Source organism: Achromobacter sp. UMC71 (assembly GCF_014170305.1).
In the GTDB taxonomy this organism is placed as follows: Bacteria; Pseudomonadota; Gammaproteobacteria; order Burkholderiales; family Burkholderiaceae_B; genus Achromobacter.
This window is the reverse complement of sequence record NZ_LZZT01000015.1, coordinates 16,430-35,778: the sequence shown is the minus strand read 5'-3', so window position 1 is coordinate 35,778 and position 19,349 is coordinate 16,430. Positions and strand designations below refer to the sequence as shown.

The 19,349-nt window shown below is 64.9% G+C and carries 23 protein-coding genes and 1 tRNA gene; 18 read left to right on the top strand and 6 right to left on the bottom strand.

Features of this window, described 5'->3' with window-relative positions; all coding sequences use genetic code 11:
* The first annotated feature begins 2 nt into the window (after positions 1-2).
* The 4 genes from A9974_RS06470 to A9974_RS06455 all read left to right on the top strand — a co-directional run bounded on the left by A9974_RS06470 (position 3) and on the right by A9974_RS06455 (position 4,294).
* Positions 3-341 (top strand): integration host factor subunit alpha, encoded by a 339-nt coding sequence (locus A9974_RS06470; protein WP_025135360.1) that lies wholly within the window; start codon positions 3-5, stop codon positions 339-341.
* A 58-nt stretch (positions 342-399) separates the two neighbouring features.
* Positions 400-816 carry a MerR family transcriptional regulator gene (locus tag A9974_RS06465; RefSeq protein WP_183003320.1) on the top strand — a complete coding sequence of 139 codons (417 nt, stop codon included), beginning with the start codon at positions 400-402 and terminating at the stop codon, positions 814-816.
* A gap of 192 nt (positions 817-1,008) precedes the next feature.
* Positions 1,009-1,085, top strand: a tRNA-Pro gene (locus A9974_RS06460).
* A gap of 368 nt (positions 1,086-1,453) precedes the next feature.
* Entirely contained in the window at positions 1,454-4,294 is a 2,841-nt protein-coding gene (locus tag A9974_RS06455; RefSeq protein ID WP_183003319.1) for an autotransporter outer membrane beta-barrel domain-containing protein, read from the top strand.
* Between the two features lie 73 nt (positions 4,295-4,367).
* On the opposite strand, the gene A9974_RS06450 is transcribed toward A9974_RS06455, so the two are convergent.
* Positions 4,368-4,526 carry a DUF6726 family protein gene (locus A9974_RS06450; RefSeq protein ID WP_183003318.1) on the bottom strand — a complete coding sequence of 53 codons (159 nt, stop codon included), beginning with the start codon at positions 4,524-4,526 and terminating at the stop codon, positions 4,368-4,370.
* Positions 4,527-4,893: 367 nt separating this feature from the next.
* Between A9974_RS06450 and A9974_RS06445 the strand changes: the two genes are divergently transcribed.
* The 3 genes from A9974_RS06445 (at position 4,894) to A9974_RS06435 (ending at position 7,122) form a co-directional block, all read left to right on the top strand.
* On the top strand, positions 4,894-5,199 hold the full coding sequence (locus tag A9974_RS06445; protein ID WP_183003317.1) for an NIPSNAP family protein: 306 nt from the start codon (positions 4,894-4,896) through the stop codon (positions 5,197-5,199).
* A 190-nt stretch (positions 5,200-5,389) separates the two neighbouring features.
* Positions 5,390-6,307, top strand: a complete 918-nt coding sequence (locus tag A9974_RS06440; protein WP_183003316.1) for a PhzF family phenazine biosynthesis protein — start codon at positions 5,390-5,392, stop codon at positions 6,305-6,307.
* A gap of 380 nt (positions 6,308-6,687) precedes the next feature.
* The gene (locus A9974_RS06435; protein ID WP_183003315.1) at positions 6,688-7,122 is read left to right on the top strand and encodes a GNAT family acetyltransferase; all 435 of its coding nucleotides are present in this window, start codon (positions 6,688-6,690) and stop codon (positions 7,120-7,122) included.
* 61 nt (positions 7,123-7,183) lie between these two features.
* Here the strand turns inward: A9974_RS06435 and A9974_RS06430 are convergent, their stop codons facing one another.
* The gene (locus A9974_RS06430; protein WP_183003314.1) at positions 7,184-8,134 is read right to left on the bottom strand and encodes a succinylglutamate desuccinylase/aspartoacylase family protein; all 951 of its coding nucleotides are present in this window, start codon (positions 8,132-8,134) and stop codon (positions 7,184-7,186) included.
* Positions 8,135-8,146: 12 nt separating this feature from the next.
* Positions 8,147-9,145, bottom strand: coding sequence for a tripartite tricarboxylate transporter substrate binding protein (locus A9974_RS06425; RefSeq protein WP_183003313.1), 999 nt, complete (start codon positions 9,143-9,145; stop codon positions 8,147-8,149).
* A gap of 146 nt (positions 9,146-9,291) precedes the next feature.
* On the opposite strand from A9974_RS06425, the gene A9974_RS06420 reads away from it, so the two are divergent.
* The 3 genes from A9974_RS06420 (at position 9,292) to A9974_RS06410 (ending at position 11,433) form a co-directional block, all read left to right on the top strand.
* Entirely contained in the window at positions 9,292-10,173 is an 882-nt protein-coding gene (locus tag A9974_RS06420; protein WP_183003312.1) for a MurR/RpiR family transcriptional regulator, read from the top strand.
* Positions 10,174-10,247: 74 nt separating this feature from the next.
* Positions 10,248-10,586, top strand: a complete 339-nt coding sequence (locus A9974_RS06415; RefSeq protein WP_255468055.1) for a hypothetical protein — start codon at positions 10,248-10,250, stop codon at positions 10,584-10,586.
* Positions 10,587-10,839: 253 nt separating this feature from the next.
* On the top strand, positions 10,840-11,433 hold the full coding sequence (locus A9974_RS06410) for a YSC84-related protein (RefSeq protein WP_183003311.1): 594 nt from the start codon (positions 10,840-10,842) through the stop codon (positions 11,431-11,433).
* 87 nt (positions 11,434-11,520) lie between these two features.
* Here A9974_RS06410 and A9974_RS06405 read toward each other — a convergent pair whose 3' ends face one another.
* Together A9974_RS06405 and A9974_RS06400 are read right to left on the bottom strand one after the other, a co-directional pair.
* Positions 11,521-11,754 carry a hypothetical protein gene (locus A9974_RS06405; protein ID WP_183003310.1) on the bottom strand — a complete coding sequence of 78 codons (234 nt, stop codon included), beginning with the start codon at positions 11,752-11,754 and terminating at the stop codon, positions 11,521-11,523.
* 102 nt (positions 11,755-11,856) lie between these two features.
* Complete coding sequence (locus A9974_RS06400) at positions 11,857-12,327, bottom strand: Lrp/AsnC family transcriptional regulator (protein ID WP_025135380.1); 471 nt, start codon at positions 12,325-12,327, stop codon at positions 11,857-11,859.
* Positions 12,328-12,487: 160 nt separating this feature from the next.
* On the opposite strand from A9974_RS06400, the gene A9974_RS06395 reads away from it, so the two are divergent.
* The 5 genes from A9974_RS06395 (at position 12,488) to A9974_RS06375 (ending at position 15,799) form a co-directional block, all read left to right on the top strand.
* Positions 12,488-13,399 (top strand): DMT family transporter, encoded by a 912-nt coding sequence (locus A9974_RS06395; RefSeq protein WP_183003309.1) that lies wholly within the window; start codon positions 12,488-12,490, stop codon positions 13,397-13,399.
* 68 nt (positions 13,400-13,467) lie between these two features.
* Positions 13,468-13,692 carry a hypothetical protein gene (locus A9974_RS06390; protein ID WP_183003308.1) on the top strand — a complete coding sequence of 75 codons (225 nt, stop codon included), beginning with the start codon at positions 13,468-13,470 and terminating at the stop codon, positions 13,690-13,692.
* A gap of 320 nt (positions 13,693-14,012) precedes the next feature.
* On the top strand, positions 14,013-14,225 hold the full coding sequence (locus tag A9974_RS06385) for a hypothetical protein (RefSeq protein WP_006218759.1): 213 nt from the start codon (positions 14,013-14,015) through the stop codon (positions 14,223-14,225).
* Positions 14,226-14,375: 150 nt separating this feature from the next.
* Complete coding sequence (locus tag A9974_RS06380; RefSeq protein ID WP_183003307.1) at positions 14,376-15,482, top strand: AGE family epimerase/isomerase; 1,107 nt, start codon at positions 14,376-14,378, stop codon at positions 15,480-15,482.
* A 101-nt stretch (positions 15,483-15,583) separates the two neighbouring features.
* A complete protein-coding gene (locus A9974_RS06375; protein WP_025135384.1) occupies positions 15,584-15,799 on the top strand; it encodes a hypothetical protein in 216 nt (71 codons plus the stop codon).
* A 54-nt stretch (positions 15,800-15,853) separates the two neighbouring features.
* Here the strand turns inward: A9974_RS06375 and A9974_RS06370 are convergent, their stop codons facing one another.
* Positions 15,854-16,777 (bottom strand): LysR substrate-binding domain-containing protein, encoded by a 924-nt coding sequence (locus A9974_RS06370; protein WP_183003306.1) that lies wholly within the window; start codon positions 16,775-16,777, stop codon positions 15,854-15,856.
* Positions 16,778-16,927: 150 nt separating this feature from the next.
* Here A9974_RS06370 and A9974_RS06365 point away from each other — a divergent pair, with 150 nt between their 5' ends.
* The 3 genes from A9974_RS06365 (at position 16,928) to A9974_RS06355 (ending at position 19,287) form a co-directional block, all read left to right on the top strand.
* Positions 16,928-17,917: a tripartite tricarboxylate transporter substrate binding protein gene (locus tag A9974_RS06365; RefSeq protein WP_183003305.1), complete on the top strand. Its 990-nt coding sequence runs from the start codon at positions 16,928-16,930 to the stop codon at positions 17,915-17,917.
* A 23-nt stretch (positions 17,918-17,940) separates the two neighbouring features.
* Positions 17,941-18,819, top strand: a complete 879-nt coding sequence (locus A9974_RS06360) for an N-formylglutamate amidohydrolase (protein ID WP_183003304.1) — start codon at positions 17,941-17,943, stop codon at positions 18,817-18,819.
* Between the two features lie 147 nt (positions 18,820-18,966).
* Entirely contained in the window at positions 18,967-19,287 is a 321-nt protein-coding gene (locus A9974_RS06355) for a hypothetical protein (RefSeq protein ID WP_183003303.1), read from the top strand.
* Positions 19,288-19,349 lie beyond the last annotated feature (62 nt).

Sequence of the window (19,349 nt, the reverse complement as noted above, 5' to 3'; positions counted from 1 at the left end):
CCATGGGGAACAGTATGCTTGCCGAGCCGCGCACCCTGACCAAGGCCGAGCTGGCCGAACTGCTCTTTGAGCGGGTCGGCCTGAACAAACGCGAAGCCAAGGACATCGTCGATACGTTCTTCGAGGAAATCCGCGACGCCTTGGCGCGCGGAGATTCCGTCAAGCTCTCGGGCTTCGGAAACTTCCAGGTGCGCGACAAACCGCCGCGTCCCGGCCGCAATCCCAAGACCGGCGAAACCATCCCCATCGCCGCACGCCGCGTGGTCACGTTCCACGCCAGCCAGAAACTCAAGAGCGTGGTCGAGCAGGCCACTCCCACGGCGCCCGACGCCGAGGAGTGATACGCTTTGTCGGCATTTGTTATCGGCACTCGACTTCCGCGCGGCATAAAATTCGCTTATGACACGTACTGAATCCACCGTTACCCTACCGCCCATTCCCGCCAAGCGTTACTTCACCATCGGTGAAGTCAGCGACCTGTGTGGCGTCAAGCCCCATGTGTTGCGGTATTGGGAACAGGAATTCACGCAGCTCAAGCCGGTGAAGCGGCGCGGCAATCGCCGCTATTACCAGCACCATGAAGTGCTGCTGATCCGCCGCATCCGTTCGTTGCTGTACGAGCAAGGCTTCACCATCAGCGGCGCGCGCAATCGCCTGGGCGATGCGCGTGATACGCCGCATGATCAGGACGCCGCCGTGCGCCTGACCGGCGCCGAGATGCAGGCCTTGCGTAATGAGCTGGGCAATGTGTCGACGATGCTCGGTGAAGCGCTGGGCGCGCCGGCCGCAAGCGGCAGCACCCCTGCGCAGGCGTGATGCGCGACGCGCGTCAAGCAAGCACGAACGCTTTTTTCAAGCACGACATCTAGACCTTGCGTCTTGGGCGCGAGACCTGCATGAAAGTGATGCAGGCATCGCGCAGGGGACGCAAATTTTTTTGAGTATTCAGCACTTTTTTTGCACCAATGCGTGCAAACAATTTTTTGTTCTGCTATACTCTTTTTCTTTCGGGGCGTAGCGCAGCCTGGTAGCGCACTTGCATGGGGTGCAAGGGGTCGCGAGTTCGAATCCCGCCGTCCCGACCAGCAATACCCTAAGGGGGTTAGTGATGAAAATCACTAACCCCCTTTCTCATTGCGGCGACTTTCGTGAGGGACTACCCCATCATTTAGCCGCCTGAAGCGACCCAAGCCCAGCCCAGCCCAAGCTACCCAAAGCCAACGCTTCCAACCGCGTACAGCCCAACAACGCGTTACGTTTTTTGGAATCATCCAATTTCAAAGCTGGGCTTCGATTGCGATCATGCATAAGTCAACAACCGAATTGCTCGGCGTATGGCGCTGATTCGTGTGGATTCCGTGGTCGTTCTTTAAGCCCAAGCCAGTGAAGAAAGTGCGTACGCCTTCGAGCATCATCGCGAAGGAATCTTGTGCGTACAAACTTAACCCCCATCATGCTCGGCCTGCTGGCCGTCATGGCTGCTCCCGTCAACGCCGCCGACTACACCCAGATCCTTCTGGATTCTTCCACCGACAAGATCGATAAAGTACTTGATCGCGGTGACACGGTTACGTATGCCGGCAACGGCCCGGCTATCTCCGTGTTCGGCAGCAATCGCGTGCGCGGCGATGGAATCTCCGTCACGGCCAACGTCCAGAACGGTATGGGCTTGGGAGCGTTGTCGGGGGGCATCATTTCCTTGACCAATAGCGACATCACCAGTCAGTTCATCGGCGCTTATGCGGATTCTGGTGGCCAGATCGAGCTTGATGGGGGAAGCATCGCCGTCGCTGTTGGGCCCACCTTGTTCGCCCATAGCGCGGGTTCGGTCATCCGCGCGAAAAATGTGACCCTCACTTCCGCGGCCGCTCATTGGGCTTATTCATGGGGGGTCCGTGCGATCAACGGAGCTAACGTGTCGCTCGAGGCAAGCCGAATAACAACTGCGGGTCATTGGGCCAGCGTGAGTGTGAGCGGTGTGGGTTCCTTGGTCTCGCTACGGAACACTGATGTCTACCACGACGGGTATGCAGGTGTAGCCGTGGATAACCTGGGCAGCTTGGAGATGAAGGGCGGCGCCATTCAGAATCTGACGGGCTCAGGCTTGGTTGTCATAAACGGCGGACGCGCCAAGTTGACCGGGGTGCACATTCTGCAAGGTGGGAATGGCAACGCCACCGCCGGCTACGGTGTCCTTGTGCAAGATAACCTCGGCATCAACGACAGTCGGGTGGTTCTGGAGAACGTCACTTTGACATCGTCCTCTATCGCCCTGGGCGTCGAGGGGGGCGGCAACAGTTTGTCCACGTTCGGTAGTGTGGTGAAAGCCGTCGGTCAGTTCGCTAATGGAGTTGTGCTTAAGAACGGCGCGCAAGTGATGTTGGACAATACGCACCTGCTCGTCGAAGGCGGGGCTGCTAGCTACGGCATTCTCGGCGGTAGCTATGCTCACTCTGTGCCCCCAGTCGTGACAATCAGGAACGGCAGTCAGATCAGCACCCAGGGTGGTGCGGCTCTGGCGGCCCTTCGGGGAGACTCCCCAAATGGCATTTATGCGTTCCTTGTCTCGGACTCATCCATTCTTTCAAAGGATGCCGGCGGGGACGAGGAAAAGGGTGTACTGCTGTGGGCCAGTTCACCTGCCGGGGATAGCGCCGCACAGGCAAACCTGGACGCTTCCAATGCCTTTCTGCATGGGGATCTGCTGGCCGGGAGTCAAGGCGTCATTGACGTCTCTCTCAGGAATGGATCCGTACTGACGGGTGCTGCTTTGCAACGTGACTCGGGGCGAGTCAACAGCGTCACGCTCGACGGCAACAGCACCTGGAACGTGCGCGGTGACTCCACGCTGGACTCGCTGTCCAACGCGGGTCTCGTCGCCTTCTCCCCGCCGGCTGGCGGTACCAGCTTCAAGACGCTGACCGTAGGCAACTACGTGGGCGGCGGCACGTTGGTACTCAACACCCGGTTGGGTGACGACGCCTCGGGTACCGACAGGTTGGTCATCGACGGCGGTTCGGCAACGGGCAACACCGGCCTGCGGGTCATCACCACCGGTGGCGCCGGCGGCATTATCGGCACCGGCATCCGGGTGGTGCAGACGATCAACGGCGGCACCACCGCGTCCCACGCGTTCCATCTGGATGCCGGTTCCACTGGCTACCGCGCCAGCGCGGGCACGATCGCCTTGAATGGCTACGATTACAGCCTGGTCCGCGGTGGTAATGGCGGCGCGGCGCCCGACTGGTACCTGACATCGGCCTATGCGACGCCGGAGATTCCCGCTCACGTCTTCCAGAATGTCTCGCCTGAAAGCGGCGCTTATATCGGCAACCAGTTGGCCAGTACCCGGCTCTTCACTCACGGCCTGCACGACCGCGTGGCCGCCTACGGCGCTGCAAGCGCCGATGCGCCGGCCGCCGACGGGACCATGGCACGGACTGGCCGCGGCCTGTGGGCCCGCGTCGAAGGGCGTCAGGATAGCGGCTTGGGCTTGACCCAGGGCCGCGTCGATATCGCCACTGACAGCTCGATGTTGCAGCTGGGCGCGGATCTCATCAAGATGCCGGCCGGCCGCAACGGTGCCATTTATGGCGGCATCATGGGTGGCTACGGCGATGCGCGCACACGCTCGGCGTCCACGCTGAGGCTGCCCGACGGCGCCGCCGTGCATTCCCGCGCGCACGGCAAGGTATCCGGCTATTCGGCGGGGGTGTACGGCACCGCGTACCAGGATGACGCCACGCGGCTGGGCGCTTACGCGGACACCTGGATGCAGGTGGCGCGCTATCGCAATCAGGTGAACAGCGAGGTGGGCTCGGCTAGCTACCGCTCCACCGTCTTCAGTGCGTCGATCGAGGCCGGCTACGCGATCACGCCGTTTGCCGCGGGATCTGCGCTGGGCCCGGTCGTGCTCGAGCCGCACGCGCAACTGGTCTACAGCCGGTATGACGCCCAGGATGCGACGCTGCAGGGCACGCGCATGCGCAGTGGCAGCGACAACGCCTGGAACTCGCGCTTCGGCGTGCGCCTGTATCCGCGGGCGACGGCCGGGGCCCCGGCGGTGCGGCCTTTCCTCGAGGCCAACTGGCTGCATCGGTTCAATGGGGCGTCCGTGCGTATGGGGGGCAACGCGCTTGACGCCGCACCCGCCCGCAATGCGCTCGAACTGAAGTTGGGCGCCGAAGGCCGCGTCAGCCGTGCGGTCCAGGTGTCGGGTCACGTCTTTGGCCAGGCCGGCAACAACAGCCAGCGTGGTTATGGGGGCATGATCAACGTGGGTTATCGCTGGTAGCGATGCGATCCCCGGTGATTGACAAGGCATGAATCGGGGATCGGCGCTTGACCGACGGCATCGCGGGTGGATGTCAGTCGATGATCTCTGCGCAGGCGTCGGTCGGCGCCGCCGCGACGTCGCCGACGACCGGGACGATCTTGATGACGGCGGAGGTGATCCGGCAGGGGGCGGCCGCCAGGCCACAGCCGGAGGCAAGCAGACACAACGTTGAAACCAGGATCCACTTCATCGAATTCGCTTGGAAAGGAATGGCGGGCAGGGCCGCCGTTTCGCCCGTCGGGCACGGTCCTGGAATTCTGGGTGAGGCGCGCAGCGACTCTTTTGCGCAAATGATGCGGGAGTGTGAATATCTATGCAGTTGGCCGTACTGGATGTAACGGTGCGCCGGGCAGTCGCCAGTGGGGTTACAGGGGGCGAGCTCGGCGGCGGCGATCCGGACGTGAGCGATCCGCTTGATGAACAGGCCGGGGCAAGGGTTGCATGCATTGACGCGGGGCAGGGCTTATGGGATTGTCCAACCCCCAACGGCGCGCTGCCTGGCAGTGGCGCCGGCTTGCCGCAGCATGCGCTGTGGCGTCACGCTATACGGAGCTTCCATGGTTACCTGCTATCTGCGTTATGTGATCGATCCCAACCGCCTCAAGGAATTCGAGGCTTACGGCAAGATGTGGATTCCGCTGGTGGAGAAGTTCGGCGGCACGCATCACGGCTATTTCCTGCCGTCCGAAGGCGCCAACAATATCGCGCTGGCGCTGTTCACGTTTCCCAGCCTGGCGGAATACGAGCGCTATCGTCAGCAGTCGATGAACGACGCGGCTTGCCAGGCGGCCTTCAAGTATGCCGAGGATACGCGCTGCATCCTGAGCTACGAGCGCAGCTTTTTCCGGCCCGTGTTCGACTGAGCATGGAAGGCGGCGCGGCACGGGTGTCATCAGCGCCTGATCCCGGCGCCTCATCGCAACGCCTGATCGCGGCGCATAAGCATATGGCCGCCAGGCTGTTATGGCGCGATTCTGCCCGCTCTGTGCCTGTTGCGCTGGCCGGGCGGGCGGCATAATTCCTGGCAATCCCCAGCCGATGCCAGGAATCCGCATGCGCTACCGCTACGTCACCGCCGATGTGTTCACCGCCCAGGCCTATCAAGGCAATCCGCTGGCGGTCGTGCTGGACGCCGAGGGGCTGGACACGGCGCAGATGCAGCGCATCGCGCGCGAATTCAATTACACCGAAACCAGTTTCGTGCTGGCCCCGCGCGAGGCCGCGCATACGGCGTGGGTGCGCATTTTCACGCCCGACCGCGAGGTGCCGTTCGCAGGGCACCCCAATGTGGGCACGGCGGTGGTGCTGGCGCGCGAAATGATCGCGGCGGGCCGGCCGGCGCCGGCGCGCTTCGTGTTCGAGGAAGCGGCGGGCCTGGTGCGGATCGAATTGCAGTATGACGAGAGCGGTCAATTGCTGGGCGCGGAACTGGCCGCGCCGCAACCCCTGACGCGCGGCAGCCAGGCGACGGCCGAGGCGGTGGCGCGGGCGCTGCGCCTGCAGCCCGGCGATATCGAATTGTCCGAGCATGCGCCGCAGGTGGTGTCCGTAGGCTTGGCGTTCCTGGTGGTGCAACTGGCCAACCGCGATGCCTTGCGCCGCGCGGCGCCGGACGCTGCCGGCTATGCTGCGTTGGGCCTGCGGGACGAGGCGCGTTCGATCTATGCCTACACCACCGATACTGGCGCCGATACGGCGCAGGGGCTGACCGACATCCAGGCGCGCATGTTCACCGGACGCATGACGGAAGACCCCGCTACTGGCAGCGCGACGGGCGCGGCGACGGCGTTGCGGGCCGCCTTGCAAGGCGGCGCCGCGTTGCGGCTGCGGGTGGGGCAGGGCGTGGACATGGGGCGCGCCAGCCTGTTGCTGGCCCACGCCGAAGGGCGGCCGGATGGTGTGTGGGCCGGGGTGGCCGGTCAGGCCGTGGTGGTAATGGAAGGCACATTGCCGGCGCCGGCAGCGGGCTGACTGCGAAAGGTAGGCGGGCGGTTCAAGCCGCCAAGGCTTATCTGGCCCGGGCCCGAATGCTGCGGTGAATCGCGCCCGTCCGGCATGCCGGGCGGCGCCCCTTGGCTTGCGGCCATGGCAAGCCGTCGGGTATGCTGGCCGCCATGCATCCATTCCACACCGCCCCGCCGGCCGCGCCGGCCCGGGCAGACAACCGACGAATCACTCGACGCCTGCGTTGAGTGGCAAGCCGCGTTCGGCCGCCGGATCCTCCGGCGGTCCCGCCAGAAGGCCACGATACCCCTCGTGGCCTTTTTTGTTTGCGCGGATTTTGCGATCCGTTTTCCAGCCATCGAGGCGTAGCGCCCGGCCTTCGTTTTTTCCTACGAGAGGAACGAAGCATGAAGCACCCTGACCTGGCCATCCGGCCCTTTCACCCGGCGGACGAAGCCGCCGTTATCGGACTGTGGACCGCATGCGGCCTGACGCGCCCGTGGAACGATCCGCGCAAGGACGTGGCCCGCAAGCTGACGGTGCAGTCCGACCTGTTCCTGGTCGGCATCGTGGACGGCGAGATCGTCGGCACCTTGATGGGCGGCTATGACGGCCATCGCGGCTGGATCAATTACCTGGCGGTGGCCCCGGCGCATCAGCGCCGCGGCTATGCCGCCGCGCTGATGCGGGCGGTGGAGCGCAAGCTGCTGGAGAGGGGTTGCCCGAAGATCAATCTGATGATCCGTTCGGGCAACGAGGCGGTGCAGGCGTTCTACGCCAGCCTGGGGTTCCAGCAGGATGCGGTGATCAGCCTGGGCAAGCGCTTGATTCCGGATCTGTGACCCGGCGGGCGCGCGGGCTGTGTTGGCCGCAAGGATCCCGCCCTGGAGCGGGATCCCGGCTTTACATCGGCTCGGTCAGGTAGACGCCTTCGCGGCCGACGATCGGCATGCGCGTGGGCATGAAGATCGTGCAGTGGTCGCACGGCGAGCGGATTTCCTCGCCGGCGTTGATGGCAATGAGCTCGCCTTTGTTGAAGACCTCGAAGCCGATGACGGGGCGCACGAAGGCGAAGTCTTCCGACTTGACCATGTGCACTTCCAGCAGCCGGAATGGCTGGGCGGGCGAGCGTGCGGCCGAGGCGGGCGCGTCGATCAGGCCCAGGTGCGCCAGGAAGCGCAGCGTGACGTCGGTGGCCAGGTCGGCCGCCGATTGCGCGAAGTGCTGGCCGCATTCGACCACCAGGGCGCCGCCGCTGTTCGACGCGGGGTCGCCGTGGCGGCCGTAGTTGAGCACGCCGGTGCCGGGAAAACGGCCGGCCGGCATCACCAATTGCACCGCGGGGGCGCCGACGGCCGCGGCCAATGCGGTGTTGCGATCGATTTCGGGGTAGACCCAGAAGGGCTGCACGGGCGCGCGGGTGGAGTGGATGTCGAGCACGTAGTCGGCCACGTCCAGCACGGGGCGCAGTTCGCGCGCGCGCCGCAGTTCGGGGCTTTGTTCGGCGCCGTCCAGCCATTCGGGCGACCAGATGCGGTTCAGGTTGTGAACCAGTTGCCGGTTTTCGTAGGGATTGTCGATGTCGAAGGCTTCATAGGCTTCGATGTTGGCGAAGCTGACCGTCAGCGTGCCGATCTTGGGGCGCACGCTGGTATCGAGCAGATGGGTCGCCGCCACCATGCCGCAGATCTCGTTGCCATGGGTGAGGGCGTTGATGAGCACGTGCGGGCCAGGCTTGCCCGACTCGAAGCGATGCACGTACTCGATGCCGGTATTGCCCTGGCGGTAGGCGGAAAGGTCGCGCGGCAGGACTTCCAGCGGCGCGGTGTCGGGGGCGAAAGCGGGATTGGACATTGTGAAGGAGGCCTATTCGGGGCGGATGCCGGCGCGGTCGACCAGGTCTTTGTACAAGGCCAGGCGTTGCGACATCATGGTGGTGAAAGCTTCGGGACTTTGCAGTTCGGGCGGCAAGGCGCCGCTTTTTTCCAGGGATTGCACGGTCGTGTCCAGGCGGGCGCCGGTCTGGACGGCGGCCAGCAGCGTCTGCACGATGTCGGGCGGGGTGCCGGCCGGGGCCGCCAGTCCGATCCAGGACATCGAGTTAAGCACGGGGTAGCCGAGTTCGGCAAAGGTGGGGATGCCCGGCAGCGTGTCCAGCCGGTTGGGCGCGGCCACGGCCAGGGCGCGCATTTTGCCGGTCTGGATGTGCGGCAGGAAGGGTGCCAGGTTGTCCAGCGCGAACTGCGCCTCATTGGCCAGCAGCGCGTTCAGGAGCGGCGCGCCGCCCCGGTAGGGAACGTGCACGGCGTTGACCTGCACGGTGTTCTTGAGCAGCTCGGCATTGAGCTGGCCCATGCTGCCCACGCCCGCGGTGGCGAAGTGCACCGCGTCGGGATGCGCCTTCAGGTAGGCGACGAATTCGGCGAACGTCTTGACGGGCAGCTCGGCGCTGGTCACCAGTACGTTGGGAGTGCGCGCCAGTTGCGAGATCGAGGTGAAATCCTTGATCGGGTCGTAGCCCAGGTTGGGGTGCATGATCGGATTGGCCAGGTGCGAGCTTTGCGACGAGGCGACCAGGGTGTAGCCGTCGGGCTTGGCGCGCGCGACGCGCTGGCTGCCGATGGCGCCGCCGGCGCCGTCCCGGTTTTCGACCACGATGGTGACGCCCAGGATCTTGCCCAGCACGTCGGCGTACAGGCGGCCGATCAGGTCGACGGAGCCGCCAGCCGGAAACGGCACGACCAGGCTGATGGGGCGCGACGGATAGGCCTGCGCGCGAGCGGACAGCGGCAGCAGGGCGGCGCCCAGGCCGGCGATGAGCAGGTGGCGGCGGCCAGGCGACAGCGCCTTGGATGGGTGTTTCATGACGCTCTCTTGTGGTGGCTTGTCGTGATGGGTGGTTCGGTCTATTCTGCAATGAAAATTGCAGGATGAAATATAGTCTGCAACGAACGTTGTTGAATTTGGGGTTATCACCTAGCCGCGACGCGGCGGGGATGTGGCTCCGTCTCATGGAATCCGCTCGCATCGTGAACCTGCACCAACGCATCGCCGCCTACGACAAGAAGCTGACCAAGACCGAACGCCTGGTAGTCGAGGACATGCAGTCGCGCTATCCCCAGGGCTTGCTGGAATCGGCGACGGCGCTGGCGCGCAAGGTCGGCACCAGCGCGTCCACGGTGGTGCGATTGCTGGCCAAGCTGGGCTACGACAGCTATGCGCAGGCGCAGATGCAGGCGCGCGTGGAGGTCACGGCGTTGCTGGCTTCGCCGGGCGAACGCGCCGACGCGGTCAGCGTCGACAATCCGTCGGCCCAGGCGTGTCTGCAGAATGCATTGCTGCACGACCAGCACAATCTGGAGGCCACGTTTGCGTCGATCGACGTGGCCGCGTTCGAGGCGGCGGTGCGCCTGCTGACGCAGCGCAAGGCCCGCGTGCATGTGCTGGGGCTGCGCCAGGCGGCGCCGCTGGCCGGGCATGTGGCGCTGTACCTGAATCTGTGCCTGCCGGGGGTCAAGGCCATGACCACGGCGGGGCCGCTGTTCCTGGAAGACCAGCTGTTGTGGCTGGACGAGCACGATGTATTGTTGGTGTTCACGTTCCGGCGCTATTCGGCGGCCGTGGCCAATGCGGTGAAAGTGTTCCGCGAGCGCGGCGGCAAGGTGGTGCTGATCACCGATTCGGCCAGCGCGCCGGTGGCTGCGCTGGCACACCACGTGCTGCTTGCCCGGACCTCCAGCGCGTCGCCTTTCGATTCCTATACGGCGGCGATGTCGGTATCGAATGCCTTGCTGGCGGCGGTGGCCTTGCGGCGCAAGAAGGAACTGGCCGATACGCTTGAACGCGGCGAGGCCCTGTGGGATTCGCAGTGGATCCATCCGCCCGCGCGTTGACGCGAAAAAAGGCCTGATTTTCAGTGCTTTCCGGGCTTGTCCAGATGCGCCGGCACTAGCTGGTCTAGTGCGGGATGACTGCTCAAAAACATGGCTTTCCAAGGCCATTTTTTTTTGGCATATTGCGGCCGGACGAGCAGATTTCAGGAGCGCGGGAAATGGACTTGTGGCCGCAGCGTCACATCGACGGATTCGAGGTGAAGTGCGAAGTGGTCAGCCTGGATGCGGGTGTCCTGGCGATCGAGATCGCCGTGTCGCGGACGGGTGATGCGGACTTCCGGCAGCGCTGGTCGTTGCCGCGTTTCGTGACCTTCGCCGATGAGCGTGTGGCCAGGCAGCACGCTGAATTGGTGTTGTCGGGTATTCTGTCCGTGGATCCGGCTACCGGCGAGCCGCGCTACGGAATTCTCTGAAGCGCGCGTTTGCGGCGGTTTGTGGCCGGATGTCGATCCGCTTGCAGGACGGTATCGATAAGCGGAGTGGCCTACCAAATGTTGCGGCGCTCGGTTTCATTCATTCACGCCCCGACACGCCGCCCAGGCCTGTTTTGTGTTTCAGCGCAGCAGGAGCGATGTAGGTTTTGTTTCGTTTATCACATCATGTGCCTTGCGCCGGCGGATAGGGCCGGTACAGTGGATAACGGATGACAACAACAAGGAGAGTTCCATGTTCGACACTTTTCCTCGCTTGCGCCGCGTAGGCATGGCCGCCGCGACGATCGGCGTAGCCGGGCTGCTGTTTGCCGGTTGCACCACCACGTCGCCCAAGGCCGCCGCCACGGCGACCGAACAGCGGCAATCGCTCAACAGCGCGGCGAATGCGTCACTGGGCAAGCTGTACGAAGCCTCGCCGCAGTCCAAGGAACTGGTCGCGCGCGCCAAGGGCGTGCTGATCTTTCCGGATGTGTTGAGCGGCAGCTTCTTCATCGGCGCCGAACACGGCAAGGGTGTGCTGCGGGTCGGCGGCGCCAATGCCGGCTACTACAGCACCACGGCCGGCTCGATCGGTTTCCAGGCCGGCGCGCAGTCCAAGGCCATGTTCGTGCTGTTCATGACGGATGAGGCCCTGAACAAGTTCCGCAATAGCAATGGCTGGACGGTGGGCGCGGATGCCACGGTCGCGGTGGTCGATATCGGCGCCAACGGCCGCATCGACACCAACACGGCCCAGCAACCGATCGTTGGCTTCGTGCTGAACAACGGCGGCCTGATGGCGGGCGTGTCGCTGGCCGGCACCAAGATCTCGAAGATCGATATGTAAGGGGTGGTGCCCCTGGGATGCCCATCCCCAAGCAAAACGCCGCTTCCATGAAGCGGCGTTTTTTTTGGGTGATTGCATGAGCGCGGATCAGCGCAGGATGTCGTCGCCGTGGTTACGCACGGCGCTTTCGCGCTCGATTTCGGCGGCTTCGATGTTCGGATCCAGGCCGCGCCAGCGCAGGATATGGCCGCGGTCTTCGGCGGGCTCCCAGCCCAGGATGCCGTAGCGCGTGATTTCGGTTTCGCCGGTGTCGAACGCCACTTCAAAGTAGCCCTGACGATCGGGTAGCGTGCTGCCGGGGAACCAGTCGGTTTCAGGCATGGTGTGCTCCTTGCTAAGCGATGGAGGGGGCGCCGGCGCCAGGTCGGCCTGGCGGCGGACGTTTTCATTGTGGGCTTGCCGGCGCGATACCGCAAGCGTGTGTCAGGCCAGCGGCACGGCGGTGGTGTAGAGCACCTGCTTGAGCGCGAAGCTGGAGCGGATGCTGGCCACGCCAGGGATGCGCGTGATGTGTTCGACGATCAGGCGTTCGAGCGCGTCGACGTCGGGCACCAGCGCGCGGATCAGGTAGTCGGCGTCGCCCGACATCAGATAGCACTCCATGATTTCAGGCAGCACCGCGATTTCGCGTTCGAAGACGTCGAGCGCGGCCTTGCGTTGCTTGTCCAGCGAGATCTGGATGAACACGTTGACCTTCAGCCCCAGCTTGCGGGCGTTCAGCAGCGTGACCCGGCGGTCGATCAGGCCTTCGGTTTCCAGCCGCCGCACGCGCGCCAGGCAGGGCGAGGCCGACAGATTGACGCGGGCGGCCAGTTCGACGTTGGTCAGGCGTGCATCGCGCTGCAGTTCATTGAGAATACGGATGTCGGTGGCATCCAGGTTGATGTCCGGCATAAGTCACCTGTTGAGTTCGGATAAACAATTCATTTGTGCTGAGTATGAAGGGTATTGCGGTGAATTGAGGTGGAATATGCTGGAGTTTACCCTATAGACTGTTCCTTTCTTTGGCCAATTGGCCAAAGCGCGGAATATTCAAGCGGTAGATCGAGCAGTAATGAGTCAGCAGAACACGTTGCGCAAGTTCTTGCCCCTGGCGGGCGCGGTCATGATCTGGGGCGGCAATTGGCCCGTCATGAAGCTGGGTCTGGCACACATGAGCCCGCTATGGCTGGCCGCCAGCCGGTTCGGGTCGGCCGCGCTGATCAGCGTGGCGGTGCTGGCGCTGCTCGGGCGGCTGCGGCTGCCGTCGCGCCAGGAATGGCCGCTGGTGGCGGGCGTGGCCTTGCTGCAGATGGGCGCCTTCACGGCGCTGGCGCTGTGGGCCTTGCAGTACGTGGCGCCGGGCCGCGCGTCGGTCATCGCCTATGCGACATCGATCTGGGTCATTCCGCTGTCTTCGCTGGTGCTGAAAGAACGCCTGTCGCCCGCTCAATGGGTGGCCACGGCGCTGAGCTATGCCGGCATCGGCGTGATCGTCGCGCCGGCGTTCAGCCCGTGGCAGGCGCATACGGTGATCGGCCTGGTGATGCTGCTGGGCGCGTCGTTCGCCTGGGCCTGCAACATCATCCAGTTGCGCGGCAATCGTCACGTGCGCCTGGGGGCGGACATGATTCCGTGGCAAACCGCGATCGCCACGGTGCCGCTCGTGGCGCTGGCGTGGCTGCGCGATGGCGCACCGGCCTTCCTGGCAGTGCCGGACGCCTGGCCGGTGATTTTGTATACCGGGCCGCTGGCGACCGCGCTGACGTTCATCGTGGTGCTGGGCATGACGCAGAAACTGCCGCCGGTGGCGACGTCGATCGCCATGCTGTGCGTGCCGGTCATCGGGCTGATCGTGTCGTCGGTGGTGTTTCACGAGCGCATTTCGCCGGACCTGGCGCTGGGCCTGGGGCTGATCGCGCTGAGCGTGGCGGCGTCCGCCGCGGCCGCGCGCATGAAACGGCCGTTGGCGCTGCGGCCGTCGTAGCGACTGCCGCCCCGGACGCCGTGGGGCGGCATGCTATCGTTGCGGTATTCATTTGAGAGTTACCACGCATGGCATTGCATCGTTTCGAGAAAGGCGAACTGGGTCATTGGCTGCGCGTCGTTGCCGATAATTCGGAACCCGACGCCGTTCAAACCAGCGTGCCCGCGCATGTGGCCGAAGCGCTACAGACCCTGCGCTGCATCGAGCCCGGCCCCGACGGCGGCTGGCGCATCACCGAAAAGGGCAAGCTGTCCCTGCGCATGGAAGAGCCCGGCGCCCTGCATTTGCGCTAGGGCGCCCGGCCGATCCCCGGCCGCATCGTCCCCCACTGCATGTTTGTGACGCGCCGCCGGGCTCGCGGCGCGGCGAATTAGTGCGTTTCTTGCGAACTTTGGCGCGGTATTGCGCGAGTTTCAGCCTTATTTCGGCGGCCTACGGGAATCTCCTGAGACGGTTTGTCTGATTTGGCTGCGTCCGGACGTATCGCGGGCAGTCCCGCGCCGGTAAGATGAACTTGCGTGACGTTTTCAGGTCTATTCATTGCGCGGGAATTCTGCAACCCGCTACGTCACGCGTGGTTCACGCGTTTAGGTAACCGACTGGGAGGTAGCACATGCAGCATCGTGACCAGGAAGTACTGATCGACGTTTCCACAGCGGCCATGGATACCGGCGGATATGGCGTACTGCTGACGGTAACGGCTGAGGGCGGCACCGAGGTGGATGCCGCGTTTTCCCACTTGGGCAACTGCGCTTCGTTGGACGAAGCACGAGATCGCGCGGAAATCTTCGCGCAGAACTGGGTCGAGGAAAACATCTTCCGGTAGGGCGAGTTTGCCCTCGAAGGAAGCTGAACGGCTGTACCGGTCTGTGTGCGCATGACGCTCCGAATGATGCTTGCGCGATGGCGACGGAAATTTGGGTTATCGTCGCTGCTCCCTAACAAGCGGCCCTTATCGGGCATGCGTCGTTCCAAGATGACTGCCGCACAGACCAACTCCGCGCTGGCGGAGCACATCAACGCTTTTCGCGAGCATTTCGACTCCGTCATCCTGCCCATGTGGATCGGGCCGGGCTTCAATGACGCGCTGGGTCTGCCCTTTGAATCCCTGGATGCCACTACCGGCCAGCCGCTGCCGGCCGAGCGCTATCGCGCCATGGCGTGCGCGCGCCAGCTGTATGTGTATGCCGAGGCGCCGGGCGCCGTGGCGGGCGCGCATGCGGACCGGTTGTTCGCCTCGTTGCGTCGCCTGTTCCGCAATGAATCGCAGGGCGGCTGGCGCTACAGCATTGATTCGCAAGGGCGGCCGCTGGACGATACACAGGACTTGTACACGCATGCGTTCATCGTGTTCGCGTGCGCGGCGTACTTTCGCCGCTCGCGCAACGCGGATGCGCGCAAGCTGCTGCTGGCGACGGCCGAGACCATCGAGTCGCGTTTCAAGGCGGCCGATTCGCTCTACCATGCCGCGCTGACCTCGGACTGGGGTCAAGTGCTGCGCGGACCCGCGCAGAATCCCATGATGCACCTGACCGAGGCCTATCTGGCGGCCGCCCAGGTGGCCGAGCCGACTTTGTTCGCGCAGCGCCTGCGCGCTCTGGGGCAGGGCATGACGCAGGCGTTCCTGAGCGCGCCGACGCAATGCATTTCGGAATTGCCGCAAGGCCTGGCCGGCAATCGGATCGAGCCTGGCCATCAATTCGAGTGGCTTTCGCTGGTGCACGGCGCGGCCGAGGTGTTCGACGGGCTGGACCTGGCTGAATCGTTGCCGCGCGGGGTTCATTGGGCCCGCGGCCATGGCGTGGATGCCGGCGGCGTGATCGCCGCCTTGGACGAGCGCGGCGCCGTGCTCGATGACACGCGGCGGATCTGGGCGCAGACGGAGTACCTGCGCGTGTTGGCGGTGGTGGGCGATTCTCCGGCGCTGAGCCAGGCGCTGGGCGATTTCCGCGCCCGTTTCCTGCATGCCGGAGGCTGGTACGAATGCCTGGATGGCAGCGGCGCGGTGGTGCGCCGGGACATGCCGTCGACCTCCCCCTACCACCTGGCGACCTGCCTGGCGGCTTTGCCAGGCGTTGTTTAATTGCGCCGTTAACAATTTTTGTCTATCTGGGGACAGATTTAATAGAAAAACATTGGTGAAATCCCTTACAATTTGGTAACTATGTTAGTGGGGATGCATCAATGAGCGTTATGTGCTTGGCTTGCCAACGCATTAACCCTGGGCTTGCGGGCGTTGCGCCGCATTCCCACCTGGGGCACCAGGGGTTCACCAACCCGACGCAGAAGGGTCGCGAGGAAAGCCGTGAAGACCACTTCCGTTGTCTGAGCTGCGGCGCCAAGTGGCTGCGCGAGACGGACAAGTGGGGCGTGGACCTGGGTTTCAAGCTGGCGCCCTGAGCGGCCGGTGGCGGTAAGGTAAGAGTCGGGCCCCGTTTGGGGCCCGTTTGTTTTTCATGGCGTCCCCGATTCGGGGTCCTGCCGGGCGGCATCCAGCAGCCACTGCCGGAAGCACGCCAGCGCGTAATGGTCGCGGCGTTGCAGCGGCGCGCAGAGGTGGTAACCGCGGGCGATGGCGATGCGCAGGTCGGGGAAGGGCGAAGCCACGCGGCCGGCCTGCAGGTCGTCCTGCACCAGGCACCGCTGTAACACCGCGATACCCATGTCGGCCATGACGGCCCGCACCAGGATGCTGACCTGTTCGAAACCGCTGGCCAGCTGGATGGCGTCGCGCTGCACGCCGGCGGCGTCGAACCACTGGGCCCAGTTGTCGGGGCCGTTGGAGTGAAACAGCAGGGGTTCGCCCAGCAGGCCGACGGGCCGGTCCCACAGGCCGGCCACGCGCCGGGCCGCCAGGCGGGCCGGACTGCAGATCACGACCATTTCGCGGCCGATCACGTAGTCGGCATGCCAGCCGGGCCACTGCCCGGCCACGCCCGACAGGATGCTGGCGTCCGGCGTGGCGCCGGAAAAGTCTTCGTTGCGCCGGTAGGCGGCAAAGCCCAGTTGGATGTCGGGATGGCGCCGGTGGAAGTCGGGCAAGCGGGGGACCAGCCAGGCGCTGGCCAGGGTCGGCACGCTGGCCAGCGTCAACCGCAGGCGGCGGTCATCGGCGCGCAGTTCGGCGCTGAGGGCTTCGATGGCCTGCAGCGGTGCCAGGCCGCCTTCGTAGAGCTTGCGCCCGGTGTCGGTCAGGGTGAGGCCATGGGCGTTGCGGCGCATCAGCGGCTGGCCGAAATGGGCTTCGAGCCGGGCGATGGCGCGGCTGACGGCACCCTGGGTGACGCAGAGGGTGTCGGCCGCCAGGGTGAAACTGCCCAGCTGCGCCGCGGTCATGAAGGCGTGCAGCTCGGACATGGACGGCGAGTGCAGGCGCATGGCGCGGCGATCCTTGGGGGCTCGTGAGGACGGGCCCTAGCATGAGCGTTGGTAATGAAGGCGTGCAATATAGTCGTTTGAAAGGCGATCGTAAAGTTTGGACACTGGCGGCCTCGCAGCAAGACCTGCACCTTTCTTCGGAGTCGCTCCATGTCCCGCCGCTTTTTCGGCTGTTCCGCGCGCATCGCGCTTGCCGGCGTCTGCGCCGCCTTGTCTTTCGCCGGCACGGCGCACGCCGCCGACTATCCCTCCCGCCCGATCAAGCTGGTGGTGCCGTTCGCTGCGGGCGGGTCGACCGACATCGTGGCGCGCCTGGTGGCCGAGTACGCCGGCCGCGATCTGAAGCAGACCATCGTGGTCGAGAACAAGGCGGGGGCGGGCGGTTCGCTGGGCATGGAGCAGGTGGCGCGGTCGGTGGCCGACGGCTACACCATCGGCATGGCGACGATGAGCACGCACGGCTCCAATCCCGCCGTGTACCGCAAGATGAACTACGACCCGGTCAAGGACTTCGAGCCCGTGGCCAACGTGCTCGCCGTGCCCAGCATCTTCGCGATCAATCCCAACATCCCGGCCAGGAACATGGCCGAGTTCGTGGCGCTGGCCAAGGGCTCGCCGGACAAGTACAGCTTTGCCTCGCCGGGCGTGGGTTCGCTCGGTCACGTGAACATCGAGAATTTCATGATGCTGGCCGGCATCAAGCTGCTGCACGTGCCGTACCGCGGCGCGGGCCCGGCCTTGAATGACGTGATGGGCGGCCAGGTGGACGCGATCACCGACAACCTGTCGTCGACGTTGCCGCAGGTGCTGGGCGGCAAGCTGCGTCCGTTGGCGGTGCTGGGCGCGGAACGTTCGCCGCTGCTGCCGGACGTGCCCACCTACATCGAGCTGGGCTACCCCGACATGGGCACTGGCGGCTGGTTCGGCCTGGTGGCGCCGGCGGGCACGCCGCCCGCGGTGGTGCAACGCCTGAACCAGGCCGTGCGCGCGGCGATGCAGGACCCGGAATTCCGCAAGAAGGCCGAGGACGTCGGTGGTACGCTGATGCCCACGACGCCGCAGGAATTCAAGGTCCAGATCGAGCAGGCCCTGGCGCGATACGCCAAGGTTGCGAAGGCCGCCAACATCCAGGCTGATTGAGCCTGTCAACACGACATCCGACGATGACACACGCCGATTTTCAAGCCGTTTCCGTGCATGCGCCGACCGCGCCGGCCTTGCCGCTGGTCTGCGATTCGCCGCATAGCGGCGAGCAGTATCCCGCCGACTTCAATGCCGCCGCCAGCCTGGCGCAACTGCGCCAGGGCGAGGACACGCACGTGGACGCCTTGTGGTCGGCGGCCCCCGCGCTGGGCGCCACGCTGATCGCGGCGCACTTTCCGCGGGTCTACATCGACCCCAACCGCACCTTGCGCGACCTGGATCCGGAGCTTTTGGCCGAGCCTTGGCCCGAGCCGCTGGACCCGGGCGAGAAGACGCGCCTGGGCAAGGGCCTGATCTGGCGCCGGATGGACAAGGCCACGCCGATCTACGACCGCAAGCTGACGCTGGCCGAAGTGCGGCATCGCATCCAGGCGTACTACGAGCCCTATCATGCGGCGCTGGCGCAGGCGATTGAAACCGCGCAACGCGATTTCGGCGCGGTCTGGCACCTGAATCTGCATTCGATGCCGAACGACGCTTACGAGCGGCTGGGCCGCCAGAGCGAGCATCCGTTGGCCGATTTCGTGCTGGGCGACCGTGACGGCACGACCTGTGAGCCGGAATTCATTGCGCTGATCGAAGCGGAACTGCGCGACCGCGGCTATACGGTGGCGCGCAACGATCCCTACAAGGGCGTGCAATTGATCGCGCAGATCGGCCAGCCGGCTCTGAATCGCCATAGCCTGCAGGTCGAGATCCGCCGTCCGTTGTACATGGACGAGGTGACGCGCGAGCGCAATGCGGGCTTCGGCAGCCTGCGCGCGGATCTGTCGCAGGTATTGGAACGGGTGGCGCATTACGTGCGTAGCCGCATGACGGCGATATCGTCGACAAAATAGACGCGCGTGCATATTGCGTGGCTGGGCGGCCGCGGTTGATGCAGATCAACCGCGGCCGCTTCGCATAAGCTTAAGTTTCGCCACGGCGGGCCGTTGTCGCTAACAACGTGCTGCGCCGCCACCCGGCGCGGCCTATAGGGAATCTGTATGGCCGAGAAGATCATCAACGGTTTTTCCGTCGTGGCGTATGCCACACAGCCCGAGGGCCGCGTGCCGGCGCGCGCATTCCTGGAAACGCGGCGCCTGCCGCCCAAGCCGGTGGCGCCGGCCAAGGGCGCGCCCGCGCCGTCCGAGCCGCAGGCCGATGACGACGCGGCGCAACCGGACGAACCGGAAAGCCTGGCGTTCGAGATTTTCGTGACGCGCCGTTTCCGCAGCACGGTCGAAGCGATGTCGGCCGCGCGCAACGCGCTGGACCGTGTGAAAGCGGTGGACGCGCAAGGCGTGCCTGACCATTTGCCGGATTGATCCGGCCAGGGCGGCGCCGCCGTCCCATATTGTTATCCCCACTTTGTATTTGTCGAACGCCT

Coding starts and splice junctions, on each gene's coding strand:
- A9974_RS06455 (WP_183003319.1), top strand. CDS start 1,454: ATGCTCGGCCTGCTGGCCGTCATGGCTGCTCCCGTCAACGCCGCCGAC.
- A9974_RS06370 (WP_183003306.1), bottom strand. CDS start 16,777: ATGCGCCTGCACTCGCCGTCCATGTCCGAGCTGCACGCCTTCATGACC.
- A9974_RS06355 (WP_183003303.1), top strand. CDS start 18,967: ATGGCCGAGAAGATCATCAACGGTTTTTCCGTCGTGGCGTATGCCACA.
- A9974_RS06435 (WP_183003315.1), top strand. CDS start 6,688: ATGAAGCACCCTGACCTGGCCATCCGGCCCTTTCACCCGGCGGACGAA.
- A9974_RS06380 (WP_183003307.1), top strand. CDS start 14,376: ATGACTGCCGCACAGACCAACTCCGCGCTGGCGGAGCACATCAACGCT.
- A9974_RS06415 (WP_255468055.1), top strand. CDS start 10,248: ATGACTGCTCAAAAACATGGCTTTCCAAGGCCATTTTTTTTTGGCATA.
- A9974_RS06365 (WP_183003305.1), top strand. CDS start 16,928: ATGTCCCGCCGCTTTTTCGGCTGTTCCGCGCGCATCGCGCTTGCCGGC.
- A9974_RS06420 (WP_183003312.1), top strand. CDS start 9,292: ATGGAATCCGCTCGCATCGTGAACCTGCACCAACGCATCGCCGCCTAC.
- A9974_RS06395 (WP_183003309.1), top strand. CDS start 12,488: ATGAGTCAGCAGAACACGTTGCGCAAGTTCTTGCCCCTGGCGGGCGCG.
- A9974_RS06440 (WP_183003316.1), top strand. CDS start 5,390: ATGCGCTACCGCTACGTCACCGCCGATGTGTTCACCGCCCAGGCCTAT.
- A9974_RS06465 (WP_183003320.1), top strand. CDS start 400: ATGACACGTACTGAATCCACCGTTACCCTACCGCCCATTCCCGCCAAG.
- A9974_RS06390 (WP_183003308.1), top strand. CDS start 13,468: ATGGCATTGCATCGTTTCGAGAAAGGCGAACTGGGTCATTGGCTGCGC.
- A9974_RS06470 (WP_025135360.1), top strand. CDS start 3: ATGGGGAACAGTATGCTTGCCGAGCCGCGCACCCTGACCAAGGCCGAG.
- A9974_RS06400 (WP_025135380.1), bottom strand. CDS start 12,327: ATGCCGGACATCAACCTGGATGCCACCGACATCCGTATTCTCAATGAA.
- A9974_RS06385 (WP_006218759.1), top strand. CDS start 14,013: ATGCAGCATCGTGACCAGGAAGTACTGATCGACGTTTCCACAGCGGCC.
- A9974_RS06375 (WP_025135384.1), top strand. CDS start 15,584: ATGAGCGTTATGTGCTTGGCTTGCCAACGCATTAACCCTGGGCTTGCG.
- A9974_RS06410 (WP_183003311.1), top strand. CDS start 10,840: ATGTTCGACACTTTTCCTCGCTTGCGCCGCGTAGGCATGGCCGCCGCG.
- A9974_RS06405 (WP_183003310.1), bottom strand. CDS start 11,754: ATGCCTGAAACCGACTGGTTCCCCGGCAGCACGCTACCCGATCGTCAG.
- A9974_RS06425 (WP_183003313.1), bottom strand. CDS start 9,145: ATGAAACACCCATCCAAGGCGCTGTCGCCTGGCCGCCGCCACCTGCTC.
- A9974_RS06360 (WP_183003304.1), top strand. CDS start 17,941: ATGACACACGCCGATTTTCAAGCCGTTTCCGTGCATGCGCCGACCGCG.
- A9974_RS06430 (WP_183003314.1), bottom strand. CDS start 8,134: ATGTCCAATCCCGCTTTCGCCCCCGACACCGCGCCGCTGGAAGTCCTG.
- A9974_RS06445 (WP_183003317.1), top strand. CDS start 4,894: ATGGTTACCTGCTATCTGCGTTATGTGATCGATCCCAACCGCCTCAAG.
- A9974_RS06450 (WP_183003318.1), bottom strand. CDS start 4,526: ATGAAGTGGATCCTGGTTTCAACGTTGTGTCTGCTTGCCTCCGGCTGT.